The sequence below is a fragment of the Acinetobacter sp. A1-4-2 genome, from assembly GCF_040233925.1.
GTDB lineage: Bacteria > Pseudomonadota > Gammaproteobacteria > Pseudomonadales > Moraxellaceae > Acinetobacter.
Genome location: NZ_CP157981.1, coordinates 1528652 through 1552848 on the forward strand (window position 1 = coordinate 1528652; position 24197 = coordinate 1552848).

General features: G+C 37.5%; 18 protein-coding genes and 2 pseudogenes. 7 read left to right on the top strand and 13 right to left on the bottom strand.

What is annotated here, in order from left to right; all coding sequences use genetic code 11:
- Positions 1 to 73 precede the first annotated feature (73 nt).
- The 10 genes and pseudogenes from ABJ384_RS07590 to ABJ384_RS07635 form a co-directional block, all read right to left on the bottom strand.
- Positions 74 to 835 (bottom strand): OmpA family protein, encoded by a 762-nt coding sequence (locus ABJ384_RS07590; RefSeq protein WP_349926489.1) that lies wholly within the window; start codon positions 833 to 835, stop codon positions 74 to 76.
- Positions 836 to 974: 139 nt separating this feature from the next.
- Positions 975 to 4799, bottom strand: coding sequence for a type VI secretion system membrane subunit TssM (gene tssM / locus ABJ384_RS07595; protein WP_349926490.1), 3825 nt, complete (start codon positions 4797 to 4799; stop codon positions 975 to 977).
- 67 nt (positions 4800 to 4866) lie between these two features.
- The gene (locus ABJ384_RS07600) at positions 4867 to 6267 is read right to left on the bottom strand and encodes a hypothetical protein (RefSeq protein WP_349926492.1); all 1401 of its coding nucleotides are present in this window, start codon (positions 6265 to 6267) and stop codon (positions 4867 to 4869) included.
- On the bottom strand, positions 6264 to 7256 hold the full coding sequence (gene tssG, locus ABJ384_RS07605) for a type VI secretion system baseplate subunit TssG (RefSeq protein WP_349926494.1): 993 nt from the start codon (positions 7254 to 7256) through the stop codon (positions 6264 to 6266). Before tssG ends, ABJ384_RS07600 begins: the two co-directional genes overlap by 4 nt.
- Positions 7220 to 8870: pseudogene (gene tssF, locus ABJ384_RS07610) on the bottom strand (type VI secretion system baseplate subunit TssF). The gene tssG and the pseudogene tssF overlap by 37 nt, the downstream one beginning before the upstream one ends.
- A gap of 11 nt (positions 8871 to 8881) precedes the next feature.
- Positions 8882 to 9358 (bottom strand): type VI secretion system baseplate subunit TssE, encoded by a 477-nt coding sequence (gene tssE, locus ABJ384_RS07615; protein WP_349926496.1) that lies wholly within the window; start codon positions 9356 to 9358, stop codon positions 8882 to 8884.
- A gap of 76 nt (positions 9359 to 9434) precedes the next feature.
- Positions 9435 to 9938: a type VI secretion system tube protein Hcp gene (locus ABJ384_RS07620; RefSeq protein WP_349926498.1), complete on the bottom strand. Its 504-nt coding sequence runs from the start codon at positions 9936 to 9938 to the stop codon at positions 9435 to 9437.
- Between the two features lie 50 nt (positions 9939 to 9988).
- Entirely contained in the window at positions 9989 to 11470 is a 1482-nt protein-coding gene (tssC, locus tag ABJ384_RS07625) for a type VI secretion system contractile sheath large subunit (RefSeq protein WP_349926500.1), read from the bottom strand.
- Positions 11463 to 11966 (bottom strand): type VI secretion system contractile sheath small subunit, encoded by a 504-nt coding sequence (gene tssB, locus ABJ384_RS07630; RefSeq protein WP_349926502.1) that lies wholly within the window; start codon positions 11964 to 11966, stop codon positions 11463 to 11465. The genes tssC and tssB overlap by 8 nt, the downstream gene beginning before the upstream one ends.
- 15 nt (positions 11967 to 11981) lie before the next feature.
- Positions 11982 to 12512, bottom strand: coding sequence for a hypothetical protein (locus tag ABJ384_RS07635; protein ID WP_349926503.1), 531 nt, complete (start codon positions 12510 to 12512; stop codon positions 11982 to 11984).
- 53 nt (positions 12513 to 12565) lie between these two features.
- On the opposite strand from ABJ384_RS07635, the gene ABJ384_RS07640 reads away from it, so the two are divergent.
- The 7 genes and pseudogenes from ABJ384_RS07640 to ABJ384_RS07670 all read left to right on the top strand — a co-directional run bounded on the left by ABJ384_RS07640 (position 12566) and on the right by ABJ384_RS07670 (position 21619).
- Positions 12566 to 13713 (top strand): IS3 family transposase gene (locus tag ABJ384_RS07640; RefSeq protein WP_349926505.1). Its coding sequence is split into 2 segments (ribosomal slippage): positions 12566 to 12812 and positions 12812 to 13713, totalling 1149 coding nucleotides; the frame shifts between segments, so codons are not numbered across the junction.
- A gap of 583 nt (positions 13714 to 14296) precedes the next feature.
- On the top strand, positions 14297 to 16960 hold the full coding sequence (tssH, locus tag ABJ384_RS07645) for a type VI secretion system ATPase TssH (RefSeq protein ID WP_349926506.1): 2664 nt from the start codon (positions 14297 to 14299) through the stop codon (positions 16958 to 16960).
- 22 nt (positions 16961 to 16982) lie between these two features.
- A complete protein-coding gene (gene tssA / locus ABJ384_RS07650) occupies positions 16983 to 18083 on the top strand; it encodes a type VI secretion system protein TssA (RefSeq protein WP_349926507.1) in 1101 nt (366 codons plus the stop codon).
- Positions 18084 to 18119: 36 nt separating this feature from the next.
- Positions 18120 to 19483: pseudogene (tssK, locus tag ABJ384_RS07655) on the top strand (type VI secretion system baseplate subunit TssK).
- Between the two features lie 11 nt (positions 19484 to 19494).
- Positions 19495 to 20292 (top strand): DotU family type IV/VI secretion system protein, encoded by a 798-nt coding sequence (locus ABJ384_RS07660; protein ID WP_349926508.1) that lies wholly within the window; start codon positions 19495 to 19497, stop codon positions 20290 to 20292.
- A gap of 23 nt (positions 20293 to 20315) precedes the next feature.
- Positions 20316 to 20672: a hypothetical protein gene (locus tag ABJ384_RS07665; protein ID WP_349926509.1), complete on the top strand. Its 357-nt coding sequence runs from the start codon at positions 20316 to 20318 to the stop codon at positions 20670 to 20672.
- Positions 20669 to 21619, top strand: coding sequence for a M15 family metallopeptidase (locus tag ABJ384_RS07670; RefSeq protein WP_349926511.1), 951 nt, complete (start codon positions 20669 to 20671; stop codon positions 21617 to 21619). Before ABJ384_RS07665 ends, ABJ384_RS07670 begins: the two co-directional genes overlap by 4 nt.
- A gap of 25 nt (positions 21620 to 21644) precedes the next feature.
- Here the strand turns inward: ABJ384_RS07670 and ABJ384_RS07675 are convergent, their stop codons facing one another.
- From ABJ384_RS07675 to ABJ384_RS07685, 3 genes are all read right to left on the bottom strand, one after another.
- Positions 21645 to 22409 (bottom strand): alpha/beta fold hydrolase, encoded by a 765-nt coding sequence (locus tag ABJ384_RS07675; protein ID WP_349926513.1) that lies wholly within the window; start codon positions 22407 to 22409, stop codon positions 21645 to 21647.
- A 690-nt stretch (positions 22410 to 23099) separates the two neighbouring features.
- Positions 23100 to 23849, bottom strand: a complete 750-nt coding sequence (locus ABJ384_RS07680) for a zeta toxin (protein WP_349926514.1) — start codon at positions 23847 to 23849, stop codon at positions 23100 to 23102.
- 4 nt (positions 23850 to 23853) lie between these two features.
- Positions 23854 to 24111 carry a hypothetical protein gene (locus ABJ384_RS07685; protein WP_349926516.1) on the bottom strand — a complete coding sequence of 86 codons (258 nt, stop codon included), beginning with the start codon at positions 24109 to 24111 and terminating at the stop codon, positions 23854 to 23856.
- Positions 24112 to 24197 lie beyond the last annotated feature (86 nt).

A 24197-nucleotide genomic window follows, 5' to 3' on the forward strand; every position in this document is an offset into this window, starting at 1 on the left:
TTCATGTGCTTGATTTTAAAGCACTGCTTAAAACCAAGCTTAGAGAGAAATACAAAGGACTTATGGGAAACATCTATTGAACCTCAAACTCAATACGACTGTTTTTCCGACGTCCCTCTGCAGTGATATTGTCAGCAACAGGTTGGTTTGAACCAAAACCTTCTGCGGTTAAATTTTCAGCTGCAATATTTTTCCCAATTAAATAGTTTTTAACTGCTGCTGCACGCCGTTGGCTTAGAATCAGGTTTTTATTTGCATCCCCAGAGCTATCCGTATGACCAATCACCCTCACTTTTTTGCCACCCACTTTCTTTAATGCTACTGACATTTCATCTAAAATTTTTGTACCTGATGCAGTTAGCACGGCACTTGCAGATTCAAATTCAATAATACGGTGTTTTAATGCAGCATCAATCATTTGCTGTTCAGCTTGGTTGACTGATAATCGTGTAGTTAAGTGATAAGGAGCAGATACAAGACTTTGAAATTTTGTAGTCGTCGGCTGAATGTCATTAGGATTACTCATTTTCCCGGATAAATCCATCTGCGTACCCCGTACCCTCAGTTTTCCCTGTTTGACTTTCTTTAAATCCTCGGTAATGACATGAGCAATCGTATTACTCCAGCCATTAGGCGCAGTAACAGCACGAACTTGAATCTTATCTACAATATTTTCTTGCCCATACGTAAGGTACATTTTAGTTAAAATTACCTGTTTACTTGCTTCATTGGGTACTGTTCCCTCAATGACAACCATTTCCGCATGAACCACTACAGATAAACTTAAAATTAAAAAAAAGTGCTGAGAAATATTTTTAATATATTTTTTTTTCATAATATTCTATTCACTAAAAAAGGTTTGTCTAAACAGGTCCATACCTTGGCTAAGACTTAAATGGGCTTATAAAGCCTGTTCTAGAGCAGCAATCCTGCATTTTGTTCTACTAAATAAGAATCAATAATCATTTTATTCATTATGGTGTAGCTCCAGCACTCTTCATACTTGTCAAGGTAGCAGTTGTATTTGTTTTAACCACAGTTACAGGTACTGGAGCTGTCTGTGCTGAAACAACACGAACCGATTTATCATTTACGATCTGATCAACCAGTTGCATGCCGTTATAACCGCGACTTGAGCCAATCTGTCCTGAATTACCACTAATCAAACGGAAATTTACTTTCACAGCTAAACTAGGGTTTTGCTGGTCTTTCCAGATCATCTCAAAACTATTGCCACGTTGAGTCCGCTGTGCATGATCAATGAGGCGATTAATACCATACTCACCCGGTTCATCAAAAATGGTATGCGTTTGTCCTTGTAAATCCACCACTGTAATACGTGCGCCAGGCATAGATCCTTGATTTGGCCAGACAAAATTCACCCATTGTTGAATGCCATTTTCGTAAACCATTCTTTGACCATCAATATCAATGGTATAAGAAAGCAGTTGTGGATTTTCTAATGGATAAAACTGGAAATTTGATTGATTGACTGCAGCTGTTACCGTTGTTTGATTCAATTCACCCGTGGCCATGCCATTATTAGGAGCAACATAACTTTGGAAATTCATCACAAATTGTGGATTTAGACTAATCCCCAAATCTTTCCAGGTTTTAGACGTTAATAGATAACCACGACGAATGATCAGTGGATCGAGATTCTCTTTGACAAAACGTGCAATACTGCCGTTTTCACCTAAAATCTGACTGATTTCCTGACGAGTTGCTTGTAAGCTCGCAGAAGGATTAAATGGATATTTTTGACTTAAGTTAGCGGTAAACGGTTGATTAGCTTGTATCATCCATAATTTATTCATTTCATGTTGAGCAGGAATCAATAAACAATCAAAAGATTGAGTTAATGGGCTCATCAATAATTTTTGTAAAACCTGCTGATCCGGCTCATTCAAGCCAACAGTCATTTTTTCATCAATCATTTTTTGACTCTGATTAAAAACAGAGTTCTGATCATTAATTGTTTGCTTGACTAAAATGATGGCTGCGGGACCAATCTCCCCTGCACTTTTAAGATCATTGAACTTGCTCCTCACCTGCGCCAATGATTGCATGTATTCATCTAATAAAGATTTATTTTGTTGATCATCACGTTTACGAACCAGTTGATAGAACATTCGAAATTCTTTTGCAATGATGCCCTGGACTTGGTTTGATGCCTGTTGCGCAACTTTAGGTTCATCCCGGGTTAAAATTTTCGATTTAAACCAGGCCATGAAACCGGGTTTCGGTGTAGCCAGCTCTGCATGAACCATTGGATTATCCCAGCTGGTTTCTTTAGTCACTCGCTCAATAATGGTACGTATAGGTGAATTTTCTGGCTCACCCAAGATTTCCATATTTTTTGTTTGCTGGTTAAAATTATTGGCTTTTGCATAGTAAATGCCATTTAAAAATTTGCGCCATTCAGCGATATATTGCTGTTTATATAATGTAGTTAACTGCTTACGAATCTGGTCTGGGCTACCGCTAAAGGTGAGATCATCCGATTGAGTACTATTTAACACCCAATCCTTGCTATCGGTTGGATGGTTCGCAGCATCATCGATGGCTTTTTCTACATATTCATTCCAGGCTTTATAAGTAAACATGCCCGGTAAGGCATAACTTCCCAGTACGGTATTTTGGTTATTTTCCCCAACGAGCTGTTTTATCGTTACAGCAGGATAACGCACTGCACCACGCATTTTAATTTCGTTATATACGCGATCCCGTGCAGGCATTCCGCGAATGACAGCCAGCAAAACCTGACGGGTCTGGTCAACCAGCAAAGAATCAGCTTCAAGCACAGGAAATTTCTGATCATTTGCCAGTGTAATGCTATAGGATAATATTTGCTCGGCTTTCTGGATCATTTCACCGCGTGGCATTTTCCCCTGGTTTGAGTCCAACCAGAGACGCCAGAAACGTGTCAGCTGATCACCTAAATGGCTTGAATCCATATATTGAGGATTACTCAGCATCAAGTAAGCCTTTAAAGCGTTATAAGCATCTTGCGGATTGATTTCGGAAGGGTCTAGATATTGCTGAGTTTTCACTCCTTGTTTTATTTCTACATTGACATGATTGGCTTTTAAAGTAGCTTCATTACTTTTTATACGCCGTAAATACTGCGCAATATTCTGCTGGGTTGGCTGCAAAAGCAGTTGTTTAATTCCCGCTAAATATTCGCCTTGTAATTTTTCTCGCAATGTATTGCCTTGATACAGTCCAAAACCAAACTGAATAGGTTGATTTTCTTCAAACTGATCAAGTTGTTGCATACGCTCCTGTAAAATCAGCAAAGCATTCAGCTGTGTAGAGAGTTGTTGGCCTGATTGCTTTTGCAACTGTAAGACCTTGTCTAAATCGGCCTGAACATCGGTGATCAGCTGTTGATTATTTCGATATGACCAGATCCACAAGCTTAATATTATGGAAATCCCCAGCAAGGCCGCAATAAAAGCAAAGTAGCGTTGTTTCTTGCGTTTAGGATTAATATGCTGTTTAACCAGATGCTGGTCTTTCAAAATCACATCTGAAAATAGACCTTTCAAAAAGTAACCATGATGCTGTGAAACTGAATGACCCGGTACAGGATTTTCACTATTTAAGCTTGGTGATAATTGAAAATTCTGGACCATTTGCTGGGTCATTGGACTTTCAATAACACCCTGTTGTAAGGCACTGGTAAAATAAAAGCCACGAAATACAGGTTTAAACTGGTAGGGATTATCTTCAAACAAAGTCCCTATAAAAGTTTTCAGTACCGGTTTTAAGCTTTTAAACTCTAAAGGAAATGTCATTACACTGGGAGAAATATTCTGGCTATGACGTCGGCTAAGATGTGTGGTACTTAACCCTTTTAAACCTTCATATAAAACAGCATAATGCTGTTCAAAAAGTGCCATTACATTCTGCATGGAATCTGGCTCATATTTTAAGGTCGCACCCCATACCTGATCAAATTCATCGACATCATAACATTCAAAAAATTCGCTAAATCCTGCAATCAAATCCATTTTGGAAAACACAACATAAATGGGGGCAAATATTTCTAAACGTTCCGTAATCTCTTGAATGCGTGCTCTTAAATTTTTAGCCAGTTTTATGGATTGTTCAGGACTTTGGCTGATCAGTTCTGCAATGCTGACCACCACAATTAAACCATTAACAGGTGCCTGACTACGGCTTTTCTTTAATAAATTTAAAAAGCCTAACCATTCAGCTTGATCTTCAGCATAAACGGAATAACGCCCAGCAGTATCCAGCAATACCCCTTCGGTAGAGAAAAACCAGTCACAATTCCGTGTCCCGCTCAGGCCAGAAGAAACACTTTTTTGATGGGAATTTTCAAACGGAAATTTGAGACCCGAATGATAAATTGCTGAACTTTTACCTGCAGCAGGATTGCCAATCACCATATACCAAGGTAATCCATATAAAGCTGCGTTGCCTTTTTGATTCCCCAACTTTGATTTGCGAATCATCTGGATCGATTCTTTCATTTGTTGGCTAATCAACTGTAAGTCTTGCATATTTTTCTGCTTATCATATTCCGCTTGTGTATTATTTTCAATTGCTTCTGCAAGCACTGCACCCTGTTGAATATGGCGTTTTTTTTGCACCAGTCTATAAATGCCATAGCCGATAATGATTAAAATATAAGCTGCAAACAATGCCCAAAAAATATTTCGCGGAATAGTATGATAAGAAGACAACAATGCTACTAATACAGATAGTGCAATAATGGCTTTGGGATGGGTCACATACTGCCAGAGATAAGCTAAAACGGTATAAAACATGTGATTCTCGTTATTTTATTTATCTTTATTTATATTTAAATGATTTGTTATTTGAATTAATTTAATTCTACATTGATTTAAAAAAAGCATGGGTTAAGGCTTGGTCAGTGCTGTATATCATGCTGGTCATCTCCTTTGACAAATGCGTACCCAACATAAAACCAAAAATTTTTGTGAGTTGTTGTGTATGACCAAAAATCGGGTGTGTATATATAAAATGGTAAGGTTCAATTAAAGTAGGTAAAAATGTCTGATTATTTTTCTTAATGTTTTTTATATCTGTTGCATCATCTAAAACCAGTACAAAAGGTTGTTCTTGTTGGGCCTGATCAGCGTGATCAGGCATCACCTGATTAAGGCAAGTCAATAAATTACCTACATTATTGGCAACCTTAAGCGTCTTGATTGCATCTAGATTATTGATCTTCACACCTTCAGCCGCCACACACCAACTGGATGCAAATTCTGCTGGCAAATAATCATCCACCCCCCACATTTTTTCATCCAAAAATGTCTGGTCAATTTCAGAGTCCACATTCATTATTAATGAAAATTCCTGACTTTGTTTTGATATTTGATCCAATAAATTCAGCCAGTCTGCATAAGCACTTTGCTGGGCAATATAATGATGTTGCAGATGTATTTGCTGTGAGATCGTTCCCAAGGATTGCATAAAATTAGACAGCATTTCCCGGCTTGAATATTCATCCCAGACATGTAACACGTTGTCTGATAATAAGATATGAATATTGAGTCGATTTAGACGTGGTACCGGCTTTATTGAGATGCACTGTTCGTCTGCATCACGGCTTGAACTATCGGTATTGCTCCATCCAGGATGCATCCGGTATTGATATGCCAATTCGCTATCATAAAATAATGCAGACTGCTTTAAATGCTCAGCCACTTGCATTAAGGTTTCAGTCTGTTGTTCTAATTGTTGTTGAATTAAAGCTTTTATACGTGCCAAGCGCCCCACTTTATCTTCTTCATTTTGCTCATTCTCTTCCAGCTCTAAAATATGATCGAGCATTTGAATCCTGTAGGATAAAACAGCTAAGCCATAACTATTTTCCAAATGAGGATCTAATTCCGGCGATTTAAACTTTTTTAGACCATCAATTATTGTTGTATTTTCACCCCATGTATGGCAAACAGAAGATGAAAAAATATTTAAATTGAAGCATTGGATCTCTTCAACTTTTAGCTCATGCTCAGTCTGTGCTTTATTTGATTGATGTTCTAATAAGGCGTGATGCTGCTGTCGACATCTTATATATGATTGATAGGCCTGATAAATAAAATATGGTGCAAGCAGAATGATAGATAAAACTACAGGCCATATAAGAAAATATGATACTAAATCTAAACTTGAAGGTTCATATTGAATATCACGCCAATAATAAATAATGATCACACCCAACAATAGAAAAATACTACTGAACGTTCCCAGCACCAGCTTATTCATAGAAGCTCCCCAAATAATGCATAATATGTCTCCAAATTAGCTTCTCTATGTTGAGTCATTAAAAAAGCGTTTTGTGCCAAGCCCTGCTCGGATTTTGTATTCAGGCAAAGTGGCTGTATTTCTTCTTTTTTTAATATTAAGCGCACATCTACCAGTGTTGTGGGACTACACCAAGTTGAAATTATTTTCTTTAATTTTTCACTCATTTGTTGCTTGGGTAAAAAACTCAGATAATCCGTTCTAGATAATGGGCCAATCTGAATCTCTACTTTTCCATCAATTTGTCGAATGCTCTCACCACAGAATGTATTTCTACCGAGTAAATTGGCATTCCCCCCTAAAGTTGTTCGTTGTGCATCTTCTAATTTAAATTTTTCTTCTACCCACTGTTTTATTTTAAATTCAGTTTTGAAAATACAGTTCAGCATGGTTTTTAAAGCATATGCAGTATTATTTTGTCCCTGCATTAAACCTGAAAATTCAGCAAAATAATCATCTAACTCAGTCTGATCCTGTTGTGTTCTGACATATCCATTCAAGGCATGCAGGATATCCAGATAATCATTTTCCTTTTCAATTTCATACCGTATGGGTAAATAATAGGCCAAACTCGCATCGACATATTGTGTTGTTAATTTATGATTAAATAGACTCAGAAAACCAAGGATTTCTTGTCTTTGCTGATGACGACTTTGCTTAACTTTATGGGTATAACTATAGGGCAAAGCACCTTGTATACCGGTGATTCCCATCATGAGATTAGTGATCTGTATATACTTGTTTTCAAAAGTTAAGGATTCTATCTCAGTCACTGGAAAATTAAGATTTAAAGAACTGTGGAATTTAAAATCATTCGCCCAATACTGCGTTGTATATGAATGTGGCCTATGGCGCAACAAACGTGTCGCCTGAATAAACTCATAACCTGTAGGTGTGGTAAAGAGATCATCTATTACAGAAGTTTCTTGCCACCAACGTTCTGCACGCATTGGTATAACTCCTGTTGAGTATTTGAATCACTGACCACAAGATCAACATAACTATTCATTTGAACTTTTAAATTAAAAATATGACTTAAAAGTTGGCTGAAAATATATAGACTATGGCCTTTAAAAATTTGCGAATCTATGGCTAACGGCATCTCCTTTCATCAGAGATAAGGTATTTAAGGATAAATGAGAAATAACGCGCCATTGTTCATTTTTATTTTGCTCAAAGTAATATGGCTTGGACGGTCGCTTTAACATCATCGCACGCCGTACAAGGTGGCTCTCATTTAAATTCAGAACATTATTGGTCTGACTTAAAGCTTTATGCGGCAAATCCCGATTACAACAGAGCAATTGTGTACTGATAAAATCAGACTTAGTACTTTGGGGTGATAAATGTTTAGAAACAATGGAATAATGGGTTTCAACCCCATTGTTCTGCAATTGTGTATGATTCAGACTATAAAAATATTGCTCATTATGCTGATGATAATGACTCATGGCAAAAAATGGTAGAATAGGAACCCTTATCTGATCCTGATTACTTTTTTCCCGAATCATGTTCATCTCAACTATTGAATAAATCTGATAAAATTCGGGATGATGTGTATCAGTGAGCAATGGGTATTCTAATTGTTTATGATTGATTTTCTGTGGTTCAGCCTGCTTATAAAATAGGTTCACCACAGGCGTTGAAAATAGCTTAAAGTTTGCAACATTCAGCTCAGTATAGTTTCGGATACAGGCCTGATCATTTAAATTAATTTTTAAATGAATCAATATTTCAAATGCTGTCTCTTCTTCTGTTAAATGTTTCAAGAAATTTAAATTAAGATTGAGATAATTAAATTTTTCAGGAAAACAAAAGTATTCCATCAGTAAACGATAAGCATGATGGGTATGTTGATCAATCGGTAATAAACTTTCAGATTCAGCAAAGCCCATGACTGCAAATGGATGAGCAATTTCAATAACGCGATTGCCAATTCTTAATGAAAATCCTGTGCTGGCATGGAATATGCTATCCAGGACCTGCAAGGGAAAATTTGCAATCGCATCTAAGTAAATCGGTAAATTTTCATTAATTAAAAGTTGTCTACTTCCTTGATAAATTTCAAAGCCTAAACTAAGCGTCGCATTCTGATTTAAATACATATGTGTACGAGGATGGGTTTTAAAATTCAGACTTTTTAAAGCGATCGGTAATAATCGTACAGGCTGGGTCGTGCTAAATTCACACTGTACGCCTTTAAAACCACGTGACTTTAAGGAAGTCGCTTTAGGAATTTCATGTACCTCCGTCAACTGTTTTATCTTATTTATATCTTCAAAACTGACCACTGAACATGCTGGAAATAACTTAAGATATTGAGGAAACATGACTTCAAATAATGAACGGGTAAAAACCTCATAACTGTCTGCTAGTTTTTTATCAATACGTGCAGCTATGAGTGAAAAAGCCTGAACCAGACGTTCAATATGTGGATCGTCAATTTGTTCTTGATTGAGCGATAGACGTTGAGCAATTTTCGGATATTTCTGTGCAAATTCACGCGATTGTTGTCCAAATTCTTGTAATTGCTTTTCATAATAAGGTAAGAGTTCTTCAATCACGGCAAACCTACTTAAGATCTTGCTGAAATAACATATTGTTGTGTTGTGGGCTTCAATAAAACATCCAGAATGACCGGCTCAAATAAAGGCTGAATGTTTAAATAAGCTTGAATACTTAAAGATAATCCTCCCATGTTATGACCATCAAATAACATGGTGACCTTAACCTGTTTTAATCTCGGTTCATGCGCAGCAATCGATTGCTCGATAGATTGACAAATTTTATCCCGGTCTATGAGATTGGCTGTTGATAGCCCCACAAAGTCAATAATCCCAAATTGCAGAACGGACTGTTTTGCTAAAGGAAAGTCATCAATTACGCCATCCAATAGTGACATGCGGCTATTCAGTAAATCCTCTAGATCCAAGGCTACAGATTCTCGTAATTTTTGAAGCGAAATCCCATGGTCATTCTTTTCAGTTTCAGCTAATAGTCGGTCGAATAAAGTGGTTTTAAAGCCGTAGGGATATAATTGGTCTAAATTCATGTTCTTATTATTTAATTATAAATTAAAAATCATTTATAGCGACCAACGGTAGTTGGCCACTATTTGGGTTAGTACATTATGCAGCGTAAGAAGCTGTATTATTAGAAAGAGACCATTTTTTGGTCACCGCACCTTTTTGTGTACCGTTAATATCCTGCTGATTATAAGTCCACTCTACTGCAGCATATTTCAAACAAAAAGATTCAGTCGGAACCCCTTCTTCATTGACGTTTGGGGTAACGCTTGAAACAAGCACATGCTTTAATTTGATTTGAAGATATTTAATCCGTTTATCACCATTGGCACGATAAAAATCGATTTGAACTTCGTCAAAAGTATATCCAGCTGAACATGCTTCCCAAAATTTTGGACTGGTTGCATCTAAATCTTTCATAAATAGCATATCTGAATGTTCAACCCTTTCGGCAGTATGGCCCCCTACACTTGAAGATGTCGCTGATTTGGGTTGACGAATATTGTGTGCCCAAGAATTTACTTCCAGCCAGTCTTTGTGCTCGGAGTCACGAGATTCACCATCAACTTTATATTTACCTCGAAATTGTACGTATATATCTTTCATTTTTTAATTTTCCTGTTTTATTTTTAAATTATTATAAAATTGCGCTCTGATTAGTTAGAGGACTGAGGTAACTCAGTAACAAGTCGCAAAGAAACTGACAACTCATCCAATTGAAAATGTGGTCGTAAAAAGACCACAGACTTGTAGTGTCCAGGTTGAGCTGGGTTCTCTACAACTTTTACTGAAGCTTCGCGAAGCGGATACTGTGCTTTTGCCTCTTGCGATGCACCATCATCCAACAAAACGTATTGCGATAGCCATTCATTTAAAAATGCTTCAACATTACCAGCAGATGCAAAACTACCCACTTTGTCGCGCATCATAGCCTTTAAATAATGCGCAATACGTGAAACGGCCATAATGTATTGAATCTGACTCGATAAAGCGGAATTGGCATTTGCACTATCACTCTCATATTTTTTCGGTTTTTGAGTCGATTGCGCACCAAAAAAAACAGCATAGTCGGTATTTTTGCAATGTACTAAAGGGATAAATCCTAAATCACTGAGTTCTTTTTCACGACGGTCAGTAATAGCAATCTCAGTGGGACATTTGAATACTACTTCACCATCATTAGTCTTGAACGTATGCACTGGCAAACCATCAACCAGACCACCACCTTCCACGCCACGAATGGCTGCGCACCAACCATGCATATCAAAAGCATTGGTTAAGCGTGTCGCAAATGCATAAGCTGCGTTCATCCATAAATATTCAGCATGGTTTTGACCAGTCACTTCTTCTATAAAGTTAAAGCCTTGTGTAACAGTTCCATCTTTGGGGTGATATGGCAGACGTCCTAATACTCGCGGCATGGTCAATGCCACATAACGGGCATCATCACTTTCGCGGAATGAACGCCACTGAACATATTCAGCAGTTTCAAAAATTTTAGAAACATCACGTGGGCGATCAATATCGGTAAATGACACTAGGCCTAATATATTCGCACTTGCTGCTGAGACAAAGGGTGCATGTGCTGCTGCAGCGACATGGGAAATCTGCTCCAGCAAATACATATCAGATGGAGTACGATCAAATTCAAAATCACCCACTAATGTGGCATAGGGTGCACCGCCAAACGAACCATATTCTTCTTCATAGATTTTTTTAAACAGCATACTCTGATCAAAATCAGTTGCTCCCTGAAAGTCTTTAATCAGTTCTTTTTTGCTGGTATTGAGCATACGAATTTTAATTAAAGAATGCGATGGTGTTTCCTGACAGAAATAGTATAAGCCACGCCAGGTTGATTCAATTTTCTGAAATTGTTCATGATGCATAATTTTGCTTAACTGACTGGAAATTAAGGCATCGATTTCTGCAATTCGCTTATCAATAGACAAGGTCATATTTTCGGAAACCGTTATGGTTCCAGCCATCACTTCTTTAGCCAATTCAGCTATCAGGCTTTTGGCCCGATGATGTTCTTCCTCATTACGTGCGATGCGACTTTGCTCAACAATCGAATCCAGCAAAGTAAATTCTTGAATATCTGTAGCTGTTGCAGTGGCAGTATGAAAATTATTCATGTTCTGCCTCTACGCTTAATTTGCGAACTTGATCTGTATTTTGCAGAATTTCATCCAACAAATCTTCAAGACGTTCATTATTTGAAATTTTGTTACGCAAATCAGTTAGGCGTTCTCGTGCCTCAACCAATTGATGTAATGGATCGACTTGTTGTACGACATTCTCTGGACGGAAATCTGCCATTGAATTAAAAGTTAAATCTACTGATATATAACCTCCTTCTTCGGTTAAGGTGTTCTCAACTTGAAAAGCTGCACGAGGTGCCAGTGATTGTATGACCTCATCAATATTATCCAAATCAACATTGATAAATTTTTTATCCTTTAATTTGGTTTTTTCTAATTCCGAGGCAGCCGAAAAATCACCTAATACCCCAATCACAAAAGGCAGCTCTTTTATTTCCTTACCATTTCCGACTTCTACATCATAAGTGAGCTGTACACGTGGTGGACGGATACGTTGTAATTTCTTTTGTACACTTTCACGTTTAGCCATGAAGACTGTCCTATTTTAGTTCTTATTAAATGAAGCAAATGGGCTTGAACCCGAAGTTATAGAATTGTTACTTTGCGGTTTTTTTGCCGCTGTCGTATCTCGTGCAGATGTTTTAATTGCTCTGCTCTGTAAATTGACACTTTGGGGATGGCTTACAGAGTTGGCTTTTCCAACGGTACGATTTGATAAAGTACTGCTTTTCAGCCGTTGTTTTAGTCTGGCCGTGCTTGCAGTAACGACTTTAGCATTAGAGGTATCAGGTTCAGGTAAGGAAATTTGAATATGATCAGACAATTTTTTTGCTGCAGGATAAGTATTTTCTGCATTCAGATAACGCATTTCATTATTACGCATATACTGTAAATTATTCTCGCTAATCCCTATCCCTGCAAGAAAAGCAACATCGGTCAGCTCTCTGCGCTGAACATTCTGTTTACGCAACTCCTCGACCCATTGCAATGCTTTCAGATTTTTCCCGATGGCCTGAAATCTTTGAGCAGCTTGAATAGATAAATCATTTTTCAATTCAATATTTTGAATAGCCACCGATTTTGTAGACACCTTTTAGTTAGATAAAATGGCTAATTAACGAGGTGCTTATGAGCAGTAAACGATATCCTGAAGAATTCAAAATTGAAGCAGTAAAACAAGTCACTGAGAAAGGTCATAGTGTGACCGAAGTTGCTGCACGTTTAGGAACCACCACACATAGTTTATATGCCTGGATTAAACGTTATGATCCACAGCAACCCAAGACAACAGAATCTACTGATCCAAGTGCAGAATTGGCAAAGTTAAAAAAAGAGCTGCAAAGGGTCACTGAAGAAAGAGACATATTAAAAAAGGCCGCGGTGTACTTCGCAAGCCAGTCCAAATGAGGTACGCCTTTATTCAGGACAATCAGCACATATGGCCTGTCCGTCGTTTATGTTCAGCTCTGGATGTTCATCACAGTGGTTATTACGCATGGTTAAAGCAACCCACCAGTAAAACTGCGAGGAAACGGCAACAGCTTTCAGGATTGATTAAACAGTTCTGGCTGGAATCTGGTGGTATCTACGGCTATCGCAAGATTCACTGTGATTTAAAAGATGTTGGTGAAAGTTGCGGGATTAATCGAGTACATCGGCTCATGAAGGCGAATGGTCTCAAATCACAGCGTGGCTATCGTAAACCTAGAGCTCACGCTGGTAATCCAGCTATCGTTGCCGCAAACACTTTAGACCGCCAATTTAATCCAACTTATCCCAACCAAATATGGGTGACAGATATTACCTATATCCGTACTCATGAAGGGTGGCTATATCTCGCAGTTGTGATTGACCTGTTTTCACGTCTTGTTGTTGGCTGGTCGATGAAATCCAGAATCACGACAGACCTGGTTTTAGATGCATTATTGATGGCTTTATGGCGAAGAAACCCAAAGAACAAAGTCCTAATCCATTCTGACCAAGGCAGCCAATACACCAGCCATGAATGGCAGACATTTCTCAAGCATCATAATCTTGAAAGTAGTATGAGTCGTAGAGGGAATTGCCATGACAATGCTGTTGCAGAAAGCTTCTTTCAGCTATTAAAGCGGGAACGAATTAAGAAGAAAATCTATGCATCAAGAACTGAAGCCAGATCGGATATTTTTGAATATATTGAGATGTTCTACAATTCAAAACGCAGACATGGTTCCAATGGTCAGCGTTCTCCATTAGATTATGAAAAGGCCCATCAAAAGATGGTTATATGTGTCTAGAATTTTGGTGGCTATTCATTTTTCTTATTTTTTCTATCACATATCTGACGATAGATATTTAATAATTCTGGATCGATTTCATCACGAACCAAAGGATAGTTCTTAATGCAACCTCTTTTGAGTTCAATAGATTTTTCGCTCGCGGAGGTTAAAGGAATGATAGATAGTCCCATCACTAAGGATAAAAAAATTTATATTTATTCAAAAGATGCCTCTAATTTTATAGCTTTAAATTTAATTATTAGTTTAAGAACATTAAATGATTTTTATAATCTTTAATTTATTATTATGATTCTTAATCAATGCGCAGATTTAACAAAAAACAACTAGCTTAAGTCAACAGTTAATTAAGTAAAAACCACACTTTTTATTGTTTTTTTATGTAAAAGATACAAAAAATCATCATATATTTTTTTGATTTTTAGAAAAAATGTGTATCATGTGCAGATTATTTTTATAAAAAATAAATGTAATTCATTGTTTTAAATAAATTTAAAAAAAATCAAACTAGAAATAAAACTAGAATCATTCAGTAAATAAACAGAATAAAAACTGATGTTCTTTTAATGATATTGAGTATGTTATGAATAATTTAAAAATTCTGATTACAAAATTATCTTCTTGTGCCCGTCTGGTACTGGAGAAATCAGCCAACACCTGTATAGCCCAACGCAATTACGAAATAGAAATTGAACACATATTTTTAGAAATTCTACACAATCAAGAAAATAATGATGTCCAATTGCTATTAGAAAATTACAAAATATCACCTCTTGAGTTAATGGATGATTTAAAGAAAAGTATGGCGCAATTGCCTAAAGGCAATACACGGACTCCTATTTTTGCAAAATCAATCGTACGTCTATTAGAACAAGCCTGGTTATTGGCCTCAGCAGAACAAAAACCTTTGATTCGAACCAGTCATCTTCTGGTCGCATTATTAACTGCGCCAGATCTTTATCAAATAGCGATCCGAGCTTCTAACCTATTTGAATTGTTACCAATAGACCATATGAAGCATAACTTTTTAAATGAATGTACACAAAGTATCGAGCAACCATACGAACAGAATGCAGCCCACCCAGATACGATACCAACCCCACAATTATCCAAACAGATATTGCAAACACCTGCTTTAGATCGGTACACCATTGATTTAACCGAAAAAGCTCAAAAGGGAGAAATTGATCCAGTGGTTGGTCGGGAACTCGAAATTCGCCTGATGCTGGATATTTTAATGCGCCGTCGTCAAAACAACCCTATTTTAACGGGTGATTCAGGGGTGGGCAAAACGGCTATAGTGGAAGGCCTGGCTGTTAAAATTGCCAACAATCAGGTTCCCGAAGCTTTAAAAAATGTTCATTTACATATGCTTGATATGGGGCTTTTACAGGCAGGTGCCAGTGTCAAAGGTGAATTTGAAAATCGTCTAAAACAGGTCATTCAGGAAGTTAAAAGTTCTAGTCACCCTATTATCTTATTTATTGATGAAGCACATAGCTTAATTGGTGCGGGTGGCCAGGCAGGACAAAACGATGCAGCCAATCTGCTTAAACCAGTACTTGCACGTGGTGAATTACGCACCATTGCAGCGACGACTTGGGCTGAATATAAAAAGTTTTTCGAAAAAGATGCGGCTCTGAGTCGCCGCTTTCAAGTGGTGAAAGTAGAAGAACCAACAGAAGCAGTGGCTATTGATATGCTGCGCGCCATGATTCCTGTCATGACTCATCATTTTAATGTAAACATTGAAGATGAAGCGATTGTTGCAGCAGTCCATAGCTCTCATCGATATATCAGTGGGCGTCAGCTTCCAGATAAAGCCATCAGTGTATTGGATACGGCAGCAGCCCGAGTAGCTTTAACGCAAAATGCACAACCGGTGAAGTTGGACCAGCTACAGGCACAATGGCATAACCTGAATCTGGAACAGGATATTCTAGAAAAAGAACAACAAAATATGCCTATTCACCATGAACGCATCATGGCGCTAAAAGGTAAAATTGCTGAGTTAGCCAAGAAAATCAGTGATACACAAGCTCAGTGGCAAAAAGAGCTACAACTGGTCAACAGGATTAAAGAACTGGAACAACATGCTATAGGTCAGTCAAATCCAGATATTGCTCAATGTCGTGAAGCTCTTGCTCAGCTTCAGGGCACCACTCCGCTGGTTTTTGAACGCGTAAATGCGCAGATGATTCATGAAATCATTTCTGACTGGACCGGGATTCCTGTAGGAAAGATGGCCAATGATGAAATTAAACAGATTTTGGCTTTAAAAGATAAGCTGTCAATACGAGTTATGGGACAGGAGAATGCCTTAAATCAGCTAGTTCAGGGCATTAAAACCTCTAAAGCAAAACTAGAAGATCCACATAAACCCCAAGGCGTATTTTTATTGGTGGGTCCAAGTGGTGTAGGTAAAACAGAAACAGCTTTAGCACTTGCTCATGAGTTATATGGTGGTGAATCTCATCTGATTAGCATCAACATGTCTGAATACCAGGAAGCCCATACGGTTTCTACACTAAAAGGAGCTCCTCCCGGCTATGTTGGATATGGTCAAGGGGGTATTTTAACTGAAGCGGTACGCCGTAATCCCTATAGTGTGGTCTTGTTGGATGAAATTGAAAAGGCCCATAGCGATGTCCAGGAATTATTTTACCAGGTCTTTGACAAGGGCATGATTGAAGATAGCGAAGGGCGTTTAATTGATTTTAAAAATACCATCATTCTGCTGACCTCTAATGTCGGTTCCAGTGTCATTATGCAAGCCTGCTTGAACTCAGCAGTTGAGGAATGGCCAACAGCAGAACAATTAATAGAGCACTTAAAGCCAAGTTTATATCAACAGTTTAAACCGGCATTTTTAGGTCGTATGCGTGTTGTGCCTTATTTCCCTTTACATGATGAATTACTGCTCAGCATTATCAAACATAAACTGGGCAAAATTACTGCACGTCTAGAACAACAATACACCACCAAAGTTAACTATAGTGAAAATCTGATTGAATTACTGCTCAGCCGTTGTACTGAGGTTGATAGTGGTGCACGTAATGCCGATAACATCCTCAATTCATCCGTATTGCCTGCTTTAGCCACACAAGTTTTGCTCGGTTTGGCAGAACAAAAATTGCCACAACATATCTTTATCGATGTTAAAGACAATGAAATATTGTATCAAGTTAATCCGGTAGTTAAATCCATAAAAAAACTGAGAAAAAAGCTCCGTATCACTGAAGCATAATTAAAAAAACAGAAGGCAGAACATGAATTTAGAATTGGAAAGATTATTAAAAGCAATTTCAGCTGAAGCCCCTTGCAGGATGGATTGTTCTTTTTCCAATGAGTTCCATGCCATTAAAAAAGCACGAACTCAGGATGATTTACTTTTAGAACAAGGTGATTGGATTACAGAACCGAAACTGGCCGATTGGAGTTTTGTAAAGGATAAATCCATTGAACTTTTGACTGAAAAAACCAAAGATATTCGTTTATATACCTGGTTGGTTGAAGCCTGGTCCAATCTGTACGGTTTTGAAGGAGTAGCCAAAGGTTTAGAATTAACCCAACGTAGCTTAAACGATTTCTGGATACTGTTACATCCAAAAATTGAAGAGGAGGATTTGGATCAACGTCTGGGATTGTTGCAAGGACTGATTAATCAACTGCCCATGTTGATTAAGAATATTCCCTTGGTAAATATTTCGCCTTTTTATTCTTTAATTGACTATGATGGCTTATTACATCAACAAAATCTACACCGTAAACATAGTGAAGAAAATAGTACCAGTCATGTCAATATAGCTCTAGAGCAATTTGAACAGGCATTATTGAATACGTCAAAATCTTTCCAATATCAAAATTATCAGGCTTTTGGGGAAATTTTGAATCAGTGGAATATTTTAAAAAATGTAATAGATGGCCTCATGGGTGTAGATGCTCCAGGTTTTGCAGCTATCGATTCTCAGCTAGAATCGATTCATGGCAGCCTGAAAAAAATCTACAAAACTGATGCATTTGGTTCAGTATGCATGACAGATCCATCCAACCCCATCACTGACCTGACCTATTCAGCTAAAACCGTAAACCAAGCTGTTGATCCACTGACAGCGATAACCAGTGCACAAAAATTTCAGCTACACGCACAAAATCATTTAGCAAATCGTGAACAAGCCATGCAGCTTTTACAAGATATTGCTGATTACTTCCAGGTCAATGAACCGCATAGCCCGGTCAGTTACTTACTACAAAAAACAATTAAATGGAGCCAGATGCCTTTACATGAATGGCTGAGCCAGGTGATTAAAAACGAGAACCCTTTAGAAACAGTACATGAACTTTTGGGTGTACAAAAACAATCCTTATAACACGACTCATAATACGAATAACAACGGGTAAATTTAATGTTTAAAGCAGAAAAAATTCTTTGGGGCGAAGGCTTATTTTTACGTCCACAACATTTTCAATTGCAAGATGCCTATCATGAACAGCGTTTAAATCACACCATCCGATCAACCATTCCTTTTGCTTACGGGATTCAATCCATTCAATTTGATGAGGTGCAATTAAGTACGCATGTTCTGGCTTTAGAAAAAATAGAAATGCTTTGGCAAGATGGAGAAATTTATCAGGCACCGGCACGTGACTTATTACCAGAGCCCATTCAACTGGATAGCTTAACTTTACGCGGAGAAATAACGATCTATTTGGCCTTACCTATATTCAGCCCAATAAGCGCAATGTCTCGTTTGCAGAAAGTAGCCAGCCTAGCCGTTATCACTCACACTTAACTGAAACACATGATTTATTTACCGATGCTACAGCCGCAGATATTACCTTGTTAAGACGCCGTGCAGAATTTAAATTACTTGAGTCTGGCATTGAACCCAATCATAACCTGGATGGATTTCTATATTTAGCAGTGGCAAAAGTTAAACGGCAAAGTTCGGGAAATTTTGAATTTGATTGCAAGTTTATTCCACCAATCTTGCATATTGATGCATCTGCCAGCCTGATGTCAGGTTTAAAACGTAGTCTGAATATTATTAAAGCGAAAATTAAGGCCATTCAAAGCAACAATCGTGAAAATGAGCAAAAACTCATCGAATTCCGTTCCGGTGATATTGTTTCTTTCTGGTTAGTGAATGCCTTAAACACCGCATATGCCTCCTTGAATCATCTTTTACAATATCCGCATATTCATCCTGAACGATTGTTTTTTGAATTACTGCGTTTAACCGGATCACTGCTGACTTTTTCTACCACCTATGAAGTGGATCAATTACCTCATTATAAACATCATCATTTACAAGAAAGCTTTTCACAGCTCGATGCCATTCTGCGTGATTTACTCGATACCATTATTTCAAATCGCTATATCAGCATTCCCTTAAAAGAAGTACGTCCTTCGTATTGGGTTGGAAGTCTGGAATCCGACAAAATTACCCGTGACACGAAACTTTATATTGCAGTTTCGAGTGGTCTGATGCAAAGCCATGAGCTGGTTCAGTTAGTCCCACTGCGTTTTAAAGTGGGTAATTCCGTAGATGTAGAACAACGTGTTGTAGCTGCCCTTCCCGTCATTCCTTTACATCATCTCATGCAAGTCCCTACAGCAATTCCAGTACGTTCTGGTGTCAGTTATTTTGAAGTTGAACCCAATAATGAATTATATCAACGTATGTTGGATGCTGAATCAATATGTATTTATATCCCAGCCGGCTTTCAGGATATTTCAGTTGATGTTATTGCAGTGATTAATGGCTAAGGAAGCGGTATATGAATAATCAAATGCCTTTACTTTTTGAAAATGGTCAAATTGATTTGGGGTTAAACCGAACTGCAACTTCTAACGTCACAAGTGCAACAAGTCTAGTTGATTTATTGCATGAGGGTTTCTATGTGGTTTTTTTATTGAAAAATCAATTTATTCCAGTAAATCCAGATGAATTTAAGGAGAAAATTTTAGCCCTGTTAGATCGTTTTGAGAACCAGGCGCGAAAACTGCAATTTTCAGCAGCTGATATTCACGATGCAAAATATGCCTATTGTGCTTTGCTTGATGAAACCATTGTGACACAACCAAATGCACAATTTTTTGATTTACAGAATCACTGGATGATTAGTCCTTTACAGTTAAGCCTTTTTGGCTCACAGCTCGCAGGCTATCGCTTTTTTGAAATTCTGGAGTCATTGCGGAGTCAAGGCAAAGCGCGATTAGTAACCCTAGAAGTCTTTCATTACTGCATGCTACTTGGCTTTCACGGTAAATTTAGAATTGAGTCCATACAAAGTTTGAATCATATGATGGCAAGAGTTGGAGATGAAATTGATTTTTTAAAAGGTAAAAAATCATCTTTTTCACCCTTTGCCGCGTTACCTGATCAAATTAAACATATCATTCATCGTGAATTACCATTTAGAGGAGTTTTAGTCTTTTTAGCAGTTTTTGCTTTATTATCATTTTTATCTTTAAATTTGATGCTTTCAAATCAGAATCATAAGTCATTATCTATTTATAAGAATATTATCAGTCAGCCTGCTGAACAAGCCTATATTACGATTTATTTGCCATAAAAAATTAAAAAAGAAAATAGAACATGACCACTTCAAAACCGACCTCTTTAAACAGTTTAGATCAGCAGAAAATTCAGAAGCATTCTGTATTTAGCAATATAGATTTGTTTAAGCAGCAAATTTCGACAGGCTTAAAAATGCATGGCAGCCCACCTGACTTTAAAATAAATCAGCCTGAGCAAGAAGACAACCATCGAGTTAAATTCCCTCAAACTCAAGATGTTGACTCTTTGTCATATACCGTACTTGTTAATCAGCAGCTAAGTGCTAGAGAAAGTCTGGTAAAAGACTGTGAATCGGATGAATTGGCTCAAGTTTATATAAATATTTCTGAGACTAAAACACGTGCAATATCTTCAGAAAGTGTCGTCTTTCCATGATTATTGCTATTTTCACGGGGTTTATTGTGCTGGCTTTCAGTCTGGCCTGGTTATTTTTTTATGATTTACGCTTTAAAGTACAAGAATTCTTTTTGGTCATTATTCCGCAAGCTAAGAAACAATTATATTCTGCCAGGCAATTTGCTCAGCAGTTCAATGATGCTGCTGCACCTACACAACTCCAGTCGCATTGGCATTTACAACAATGGTGGATACTGGTTGCTGGATTTTCATTATTTGCCACTATCTTAATTTTTGCTTTTACCCGCCCCGTAAGTCCGACTAAAATTGAAGCAGCTTATTTAAAAGAAGTAGATCCTCAAATTTATACCTTGCTCGATGGGCAAATGCTTTCACCTCCTCCTGAAGTAGAACAATCTTTAATTGAAGAAGCCATTATTTCCGCAAGTCATATTGAGGCTAGCCAGTCCAGTATTCAGACAAAAATAGAATCTTCAGCTATCTCACATTTACATGGAGATATCATATCTGCCGATCGTCGATGGCATAAAATGAATCCACGTTATAAACAGCGTTTATTAATGGTATTTAAAATCATGCAACAACGTTATGGTTATGAAATGGTTTTATTAGAGGGTTACCGTAGTCCAGAGCGCCAGAATGCCCTGGCTGGCAATGGTCATATTACTCGAGCCAAAGCTTTTCAAAGTTATCATCAGTTTGGTTTGGCTGCCGATGTTGCATTTAAGCGTAATGGTAAAGTGGTTATTTCAGAACGTGACCCCTGGGCAATGCGAGGTTACCAGTTATATGGAACCATTTCAGAATCGGTCGGTTTAACCTGGGGGGGCCGTTGGACCTCCATTCAAGATTATGGTCATAGCGAGTATCGAATGCCGGGGCTCAAAAAAACTGCTGCAATGGCTGAACAGTTAACGGCTGAAGATCAACTGTTGGCCGATTCTATCAATGAAGCTTTTGAATAACAGCGAATCTATTCGATATCTAAACTTAGTTTAGATATCGATTCATTTCATCCAGAACTTGTTGCGTTTTTTCAGCATGCAGCCAATGTCCAGCATCATCAATAACCTGAATTTTAGCATGCGGAAATTGCTGTTTGATGGCACTGAAATGTTCATCCTTACTGATATAGGCAGATTTACCACCACGAATAAACAGTGCCTCTTTTTGCCAAGGCTGGATCATCTTCCAATCCAGGATTTCTGAGTAATGATTAAATAAAGCATCGACATTAAATAACCATTGGCCTTTATTAAAAGACTTCATTAAAAACTGGATCACCATTTCTTCATTTAAATATTCACGCATAATCTGGGTCGCCTGCTGCCGACTTTCAATTTGTGCATTTTTGACTGCAAACAAAGCTTTAAAAATTTGCTTATGATGGCTTTCCTGGTATGCAAATGGTGCCATATCCAAAACCACCAATTGTTCTAATCTCTGCCCTGCCTGATTTGCCAATTGCATGGCAATTTTTCCCCCCATGGAATGACCAATAGCAGAGAATTTTTGAATATTTAAACTATCTAATGTTTCTAGAATATCTGCTGCCATGACAGCATAATTCATTTCTGTTGCATGTGCTGAATGGCCATGATTACGGATGTCTATTTGAATGACTGAATGAGATTCATAATATGCACGTGCCAGCATACCTAGATTACTTAAACTGCCAAAGAGGCCATGAATAAATACCAGCGTATTTTTTGCTGTAGCAGTTTCATTAATATGTATTTGGTGATTTAAAATCATGGAGTGCTTTCATTACTTTTTAGATGAAATTATTTTTGAGTAAATTAGGTATTTAATCAATTGTTAATTTCCTAAAATATTTTTTTTGCTTAGGCTATTTATGTAGGTATAGGCAAAATTTTAATGAATTGTTCTGTTTTAATAGATGTTCAAAAGAGCATAAAACTGGAAGTTCTTAAGATGAAAGAATTAGGCTCAATGCCCTATTTTTAGCCTGTTTTTACTTTAGATTTAATTATTTAAAATAATTCAGAGGCAATTTTAAGCAGATAAAATCAGTTTAGGCATAGACAATGTTGCATCACTGCGGTTACGCATTTCAACAAAATCTGTTTTTGTTGTAGTTTCATTCAGGAGAATATTTCTTGTATAGCGTGATCTTCTTTTCTATCTTCGGGTCAATAATCATGACAATATGATAAAGAAAAACCTGAATTTGATTATTCAACGTATAACACTTTTGAATGGAATTGAGTTAAGTAACTGCACTGCCCTTTTAGGAGAATCACAGAAGGACTGGTATGAAAATAAACTTCAATAAGTTATTCTTGCTTAGGCTATTTTAATAAATATAGTCGCTTTGGACGGCGCATAATAATCCAGCATATTGGTAGATAATATCCATTCAGGTGTTAGATCTTGTTTGATTTTTTCCGTTTTTTTTAATCCCAAAGATCTTGATATAAAGAATTATTCGCTAAATTCTTTAAATACTTTTTCTGCAAACCACCACGGTAACTGTTGAACCTCAGGGTTCATTTTCAATGTTTCAGCCGCTTCAATCTCGGCAATAAAAGCGGCTTTTTCGCCATTAGAAGAATTATCAAACAAATAGCTACGATCACTGGCATCAATCACCTGCATGAGTAAATCCATACTGCGATAATAACGTTCCACAATCTTTTGCTCCGGAACAGGATGTCCACCTACACTCACCCGGTATTTAACCCGGGCAATATTAATTCTCGGGTCAACCGTAGAAACATAGTATAAATAGGTTTTAAATCCCTGCAGCTGTGCTTGTTGTAGAAATTCAACTTTAGAGATATGAGACATTACCGTTTCAAAAGTAAAACTGATTTTTAAGCGCAAAAATTCCAGGCGAATATAGTCAATAATTCGTGCGCAAAGATAAGAATCTATTTCTGATGCCTGAAACTGGATATTCCAGTCATCAATTATGGTGGGTTCATGTTGCAGTAAAGCCAAAAGCTGACCGGATTGAGGACGCTTTTTCTGTTTAAGGAAAGCAATGAGGGATTGAGCTTTTAAGGCAGGATGATAGATCATTAAATCCAGTCGTTGACTCAAGCGAAGATTCTGTTCCAATTCATCGGCATTTAAATAAGCCCCAATATAATGGGGCAATAAATATTCTTTGACTGTGCTCTTTCCAGATCCATTCGGACCGGCAAACATCCTTATTCTTGGTTGAGGCATTCTATTATACAGCTGCCTCTTGTTTTCTCTTGCGTTTTAAAACTTTAGGAAGATGATTAACACTTATATAGCTTTGGTACAGGTCTGCAATCACGGTTTCTTGTCCATTGGCTTCGTGTTGTAGTAATTGCTGATCTTTTACATAGACGACCGTTGCTACCGCACATGCTTTGTTAAAGGCGTGACGGAAAGCATGTATGGCAAGTTCAGGAATCATGTCATCCTCATATTTGCCTGCTTTCATGATGGTATAAGCTGTCATGGAGCAACTCCCCTTACACAAGGTGTATTTGCTTATTATATTAACATAGCCGCAATAATTGTCTATAAATACACCAACATAGAAAT

Bases quoted from the DNA above. Each gene is read 5' to 3' on its own strand.
- ABJ384_RS07590 (WP_349926489.1), bottom strand. From the start codon at position 835: ATGAAAAAAAAATATATTAAAAATATTTCTCAGCACTTTTTTTTAATT.
- tssM (WP_349926490.1), bottom strand. From the start codon at position 4,799: ATGTTTTATACCGTTTTAGCTTATCTCTGGCAGTATGTGACCCATCCC.
- ABJ384_RS07600 (WP_349926492.1), bottom strand. From the start codon at position 6,267: ATGAATAAGCTGGTGCTGGGAACGTTCAGTAGTATTTTTCTATTGTTG.
- tssG (WP_349926494.1), bottom strand. From the start codon at position 7,256: ATGCGTGCAGAACGTTGGTGGCAAGAAACTTCTGTAATAGATGATCTC.
- tssE (WP_349926496.1), bottom strand. From the start codon at position 9,358: ATGAATTTAGACCAATTATATCCCTACGGCTTTAAAACCACTTTATTC.
- ABJ384_RS07620 (WP_349926498.1), bottom strand. From the start codon at position 9,938: ATGAAAGATATATACGTACAATTTCGAGGTAAATATAAAGTTGATGGT.
- tssC (WP_349926500.1), bottom strand. From the start codon at position 11,470: ATGAATAATTTTCATACTGCCACTGCAACAGCTACAGATATTCAAGAA.
- tssB (WP_349926502.1), bottom strand. From the start codon at position 11,966: ATGGCTAAACGTGAAAGTGTACAAAAGAAATTACAACGTATCCGTCCA.
- tssH (WP_349926506.1), top strand. From the start codon at position 14,297: ATGAATAATTTAAAAATTCTGATTACAAAATTATCTTCTTGTGCCCGT.
- tssA (WP_349926507.1), top strand. From the start codon at position 16,983: ATGAATTTAGAATTGGAAAGATTATTAAAAGCAATTTCAGCTGAAGCC.
- ABJ384_RS07660 (WP_349926508.1), top strand. From the start codon at position 19,495: ATGAATAATCAAATGCCTTTACTTTTTGAAAATGGTCAAATTGATTTG.
- ABJ384_RS07665 (WP_349926509.1), top strand. From the start codon at position 20,316: ATGACCACTTCAAAACCGACCTCTTTAAACAGTTTAGATCAGCAGAAA.
- ABJ384_RS07670 (WP_349926511.1), top strand. From the start codon at position 20,669: ATGATTATTGCTATTTTCACGGGGTTTATTGTGCTGGCTTTCAGTCTG.
- ABJ384_RS07675 (WP_349926513.1), bottom strand. From the start codon at position 22,409: ATGATTTTAAATCACCAAATACATATTAATGAAACTGCTACAGCAAAA.
- ABJ384_RS07680 (WP_349926514.1), bottom strand. From the start codon at position 23,849: ATGCCTCAACCAAGAATAAGGATGTTTGCCGGTCCGAATGGATCTGGA.
- ABJ384_RS07685 (WP_349926516.1), bottom strand. From the start codon at position 24,111: ATGACAGCTTATACCATCATGAAAGCAGGCAAATATGAGGATGACATG.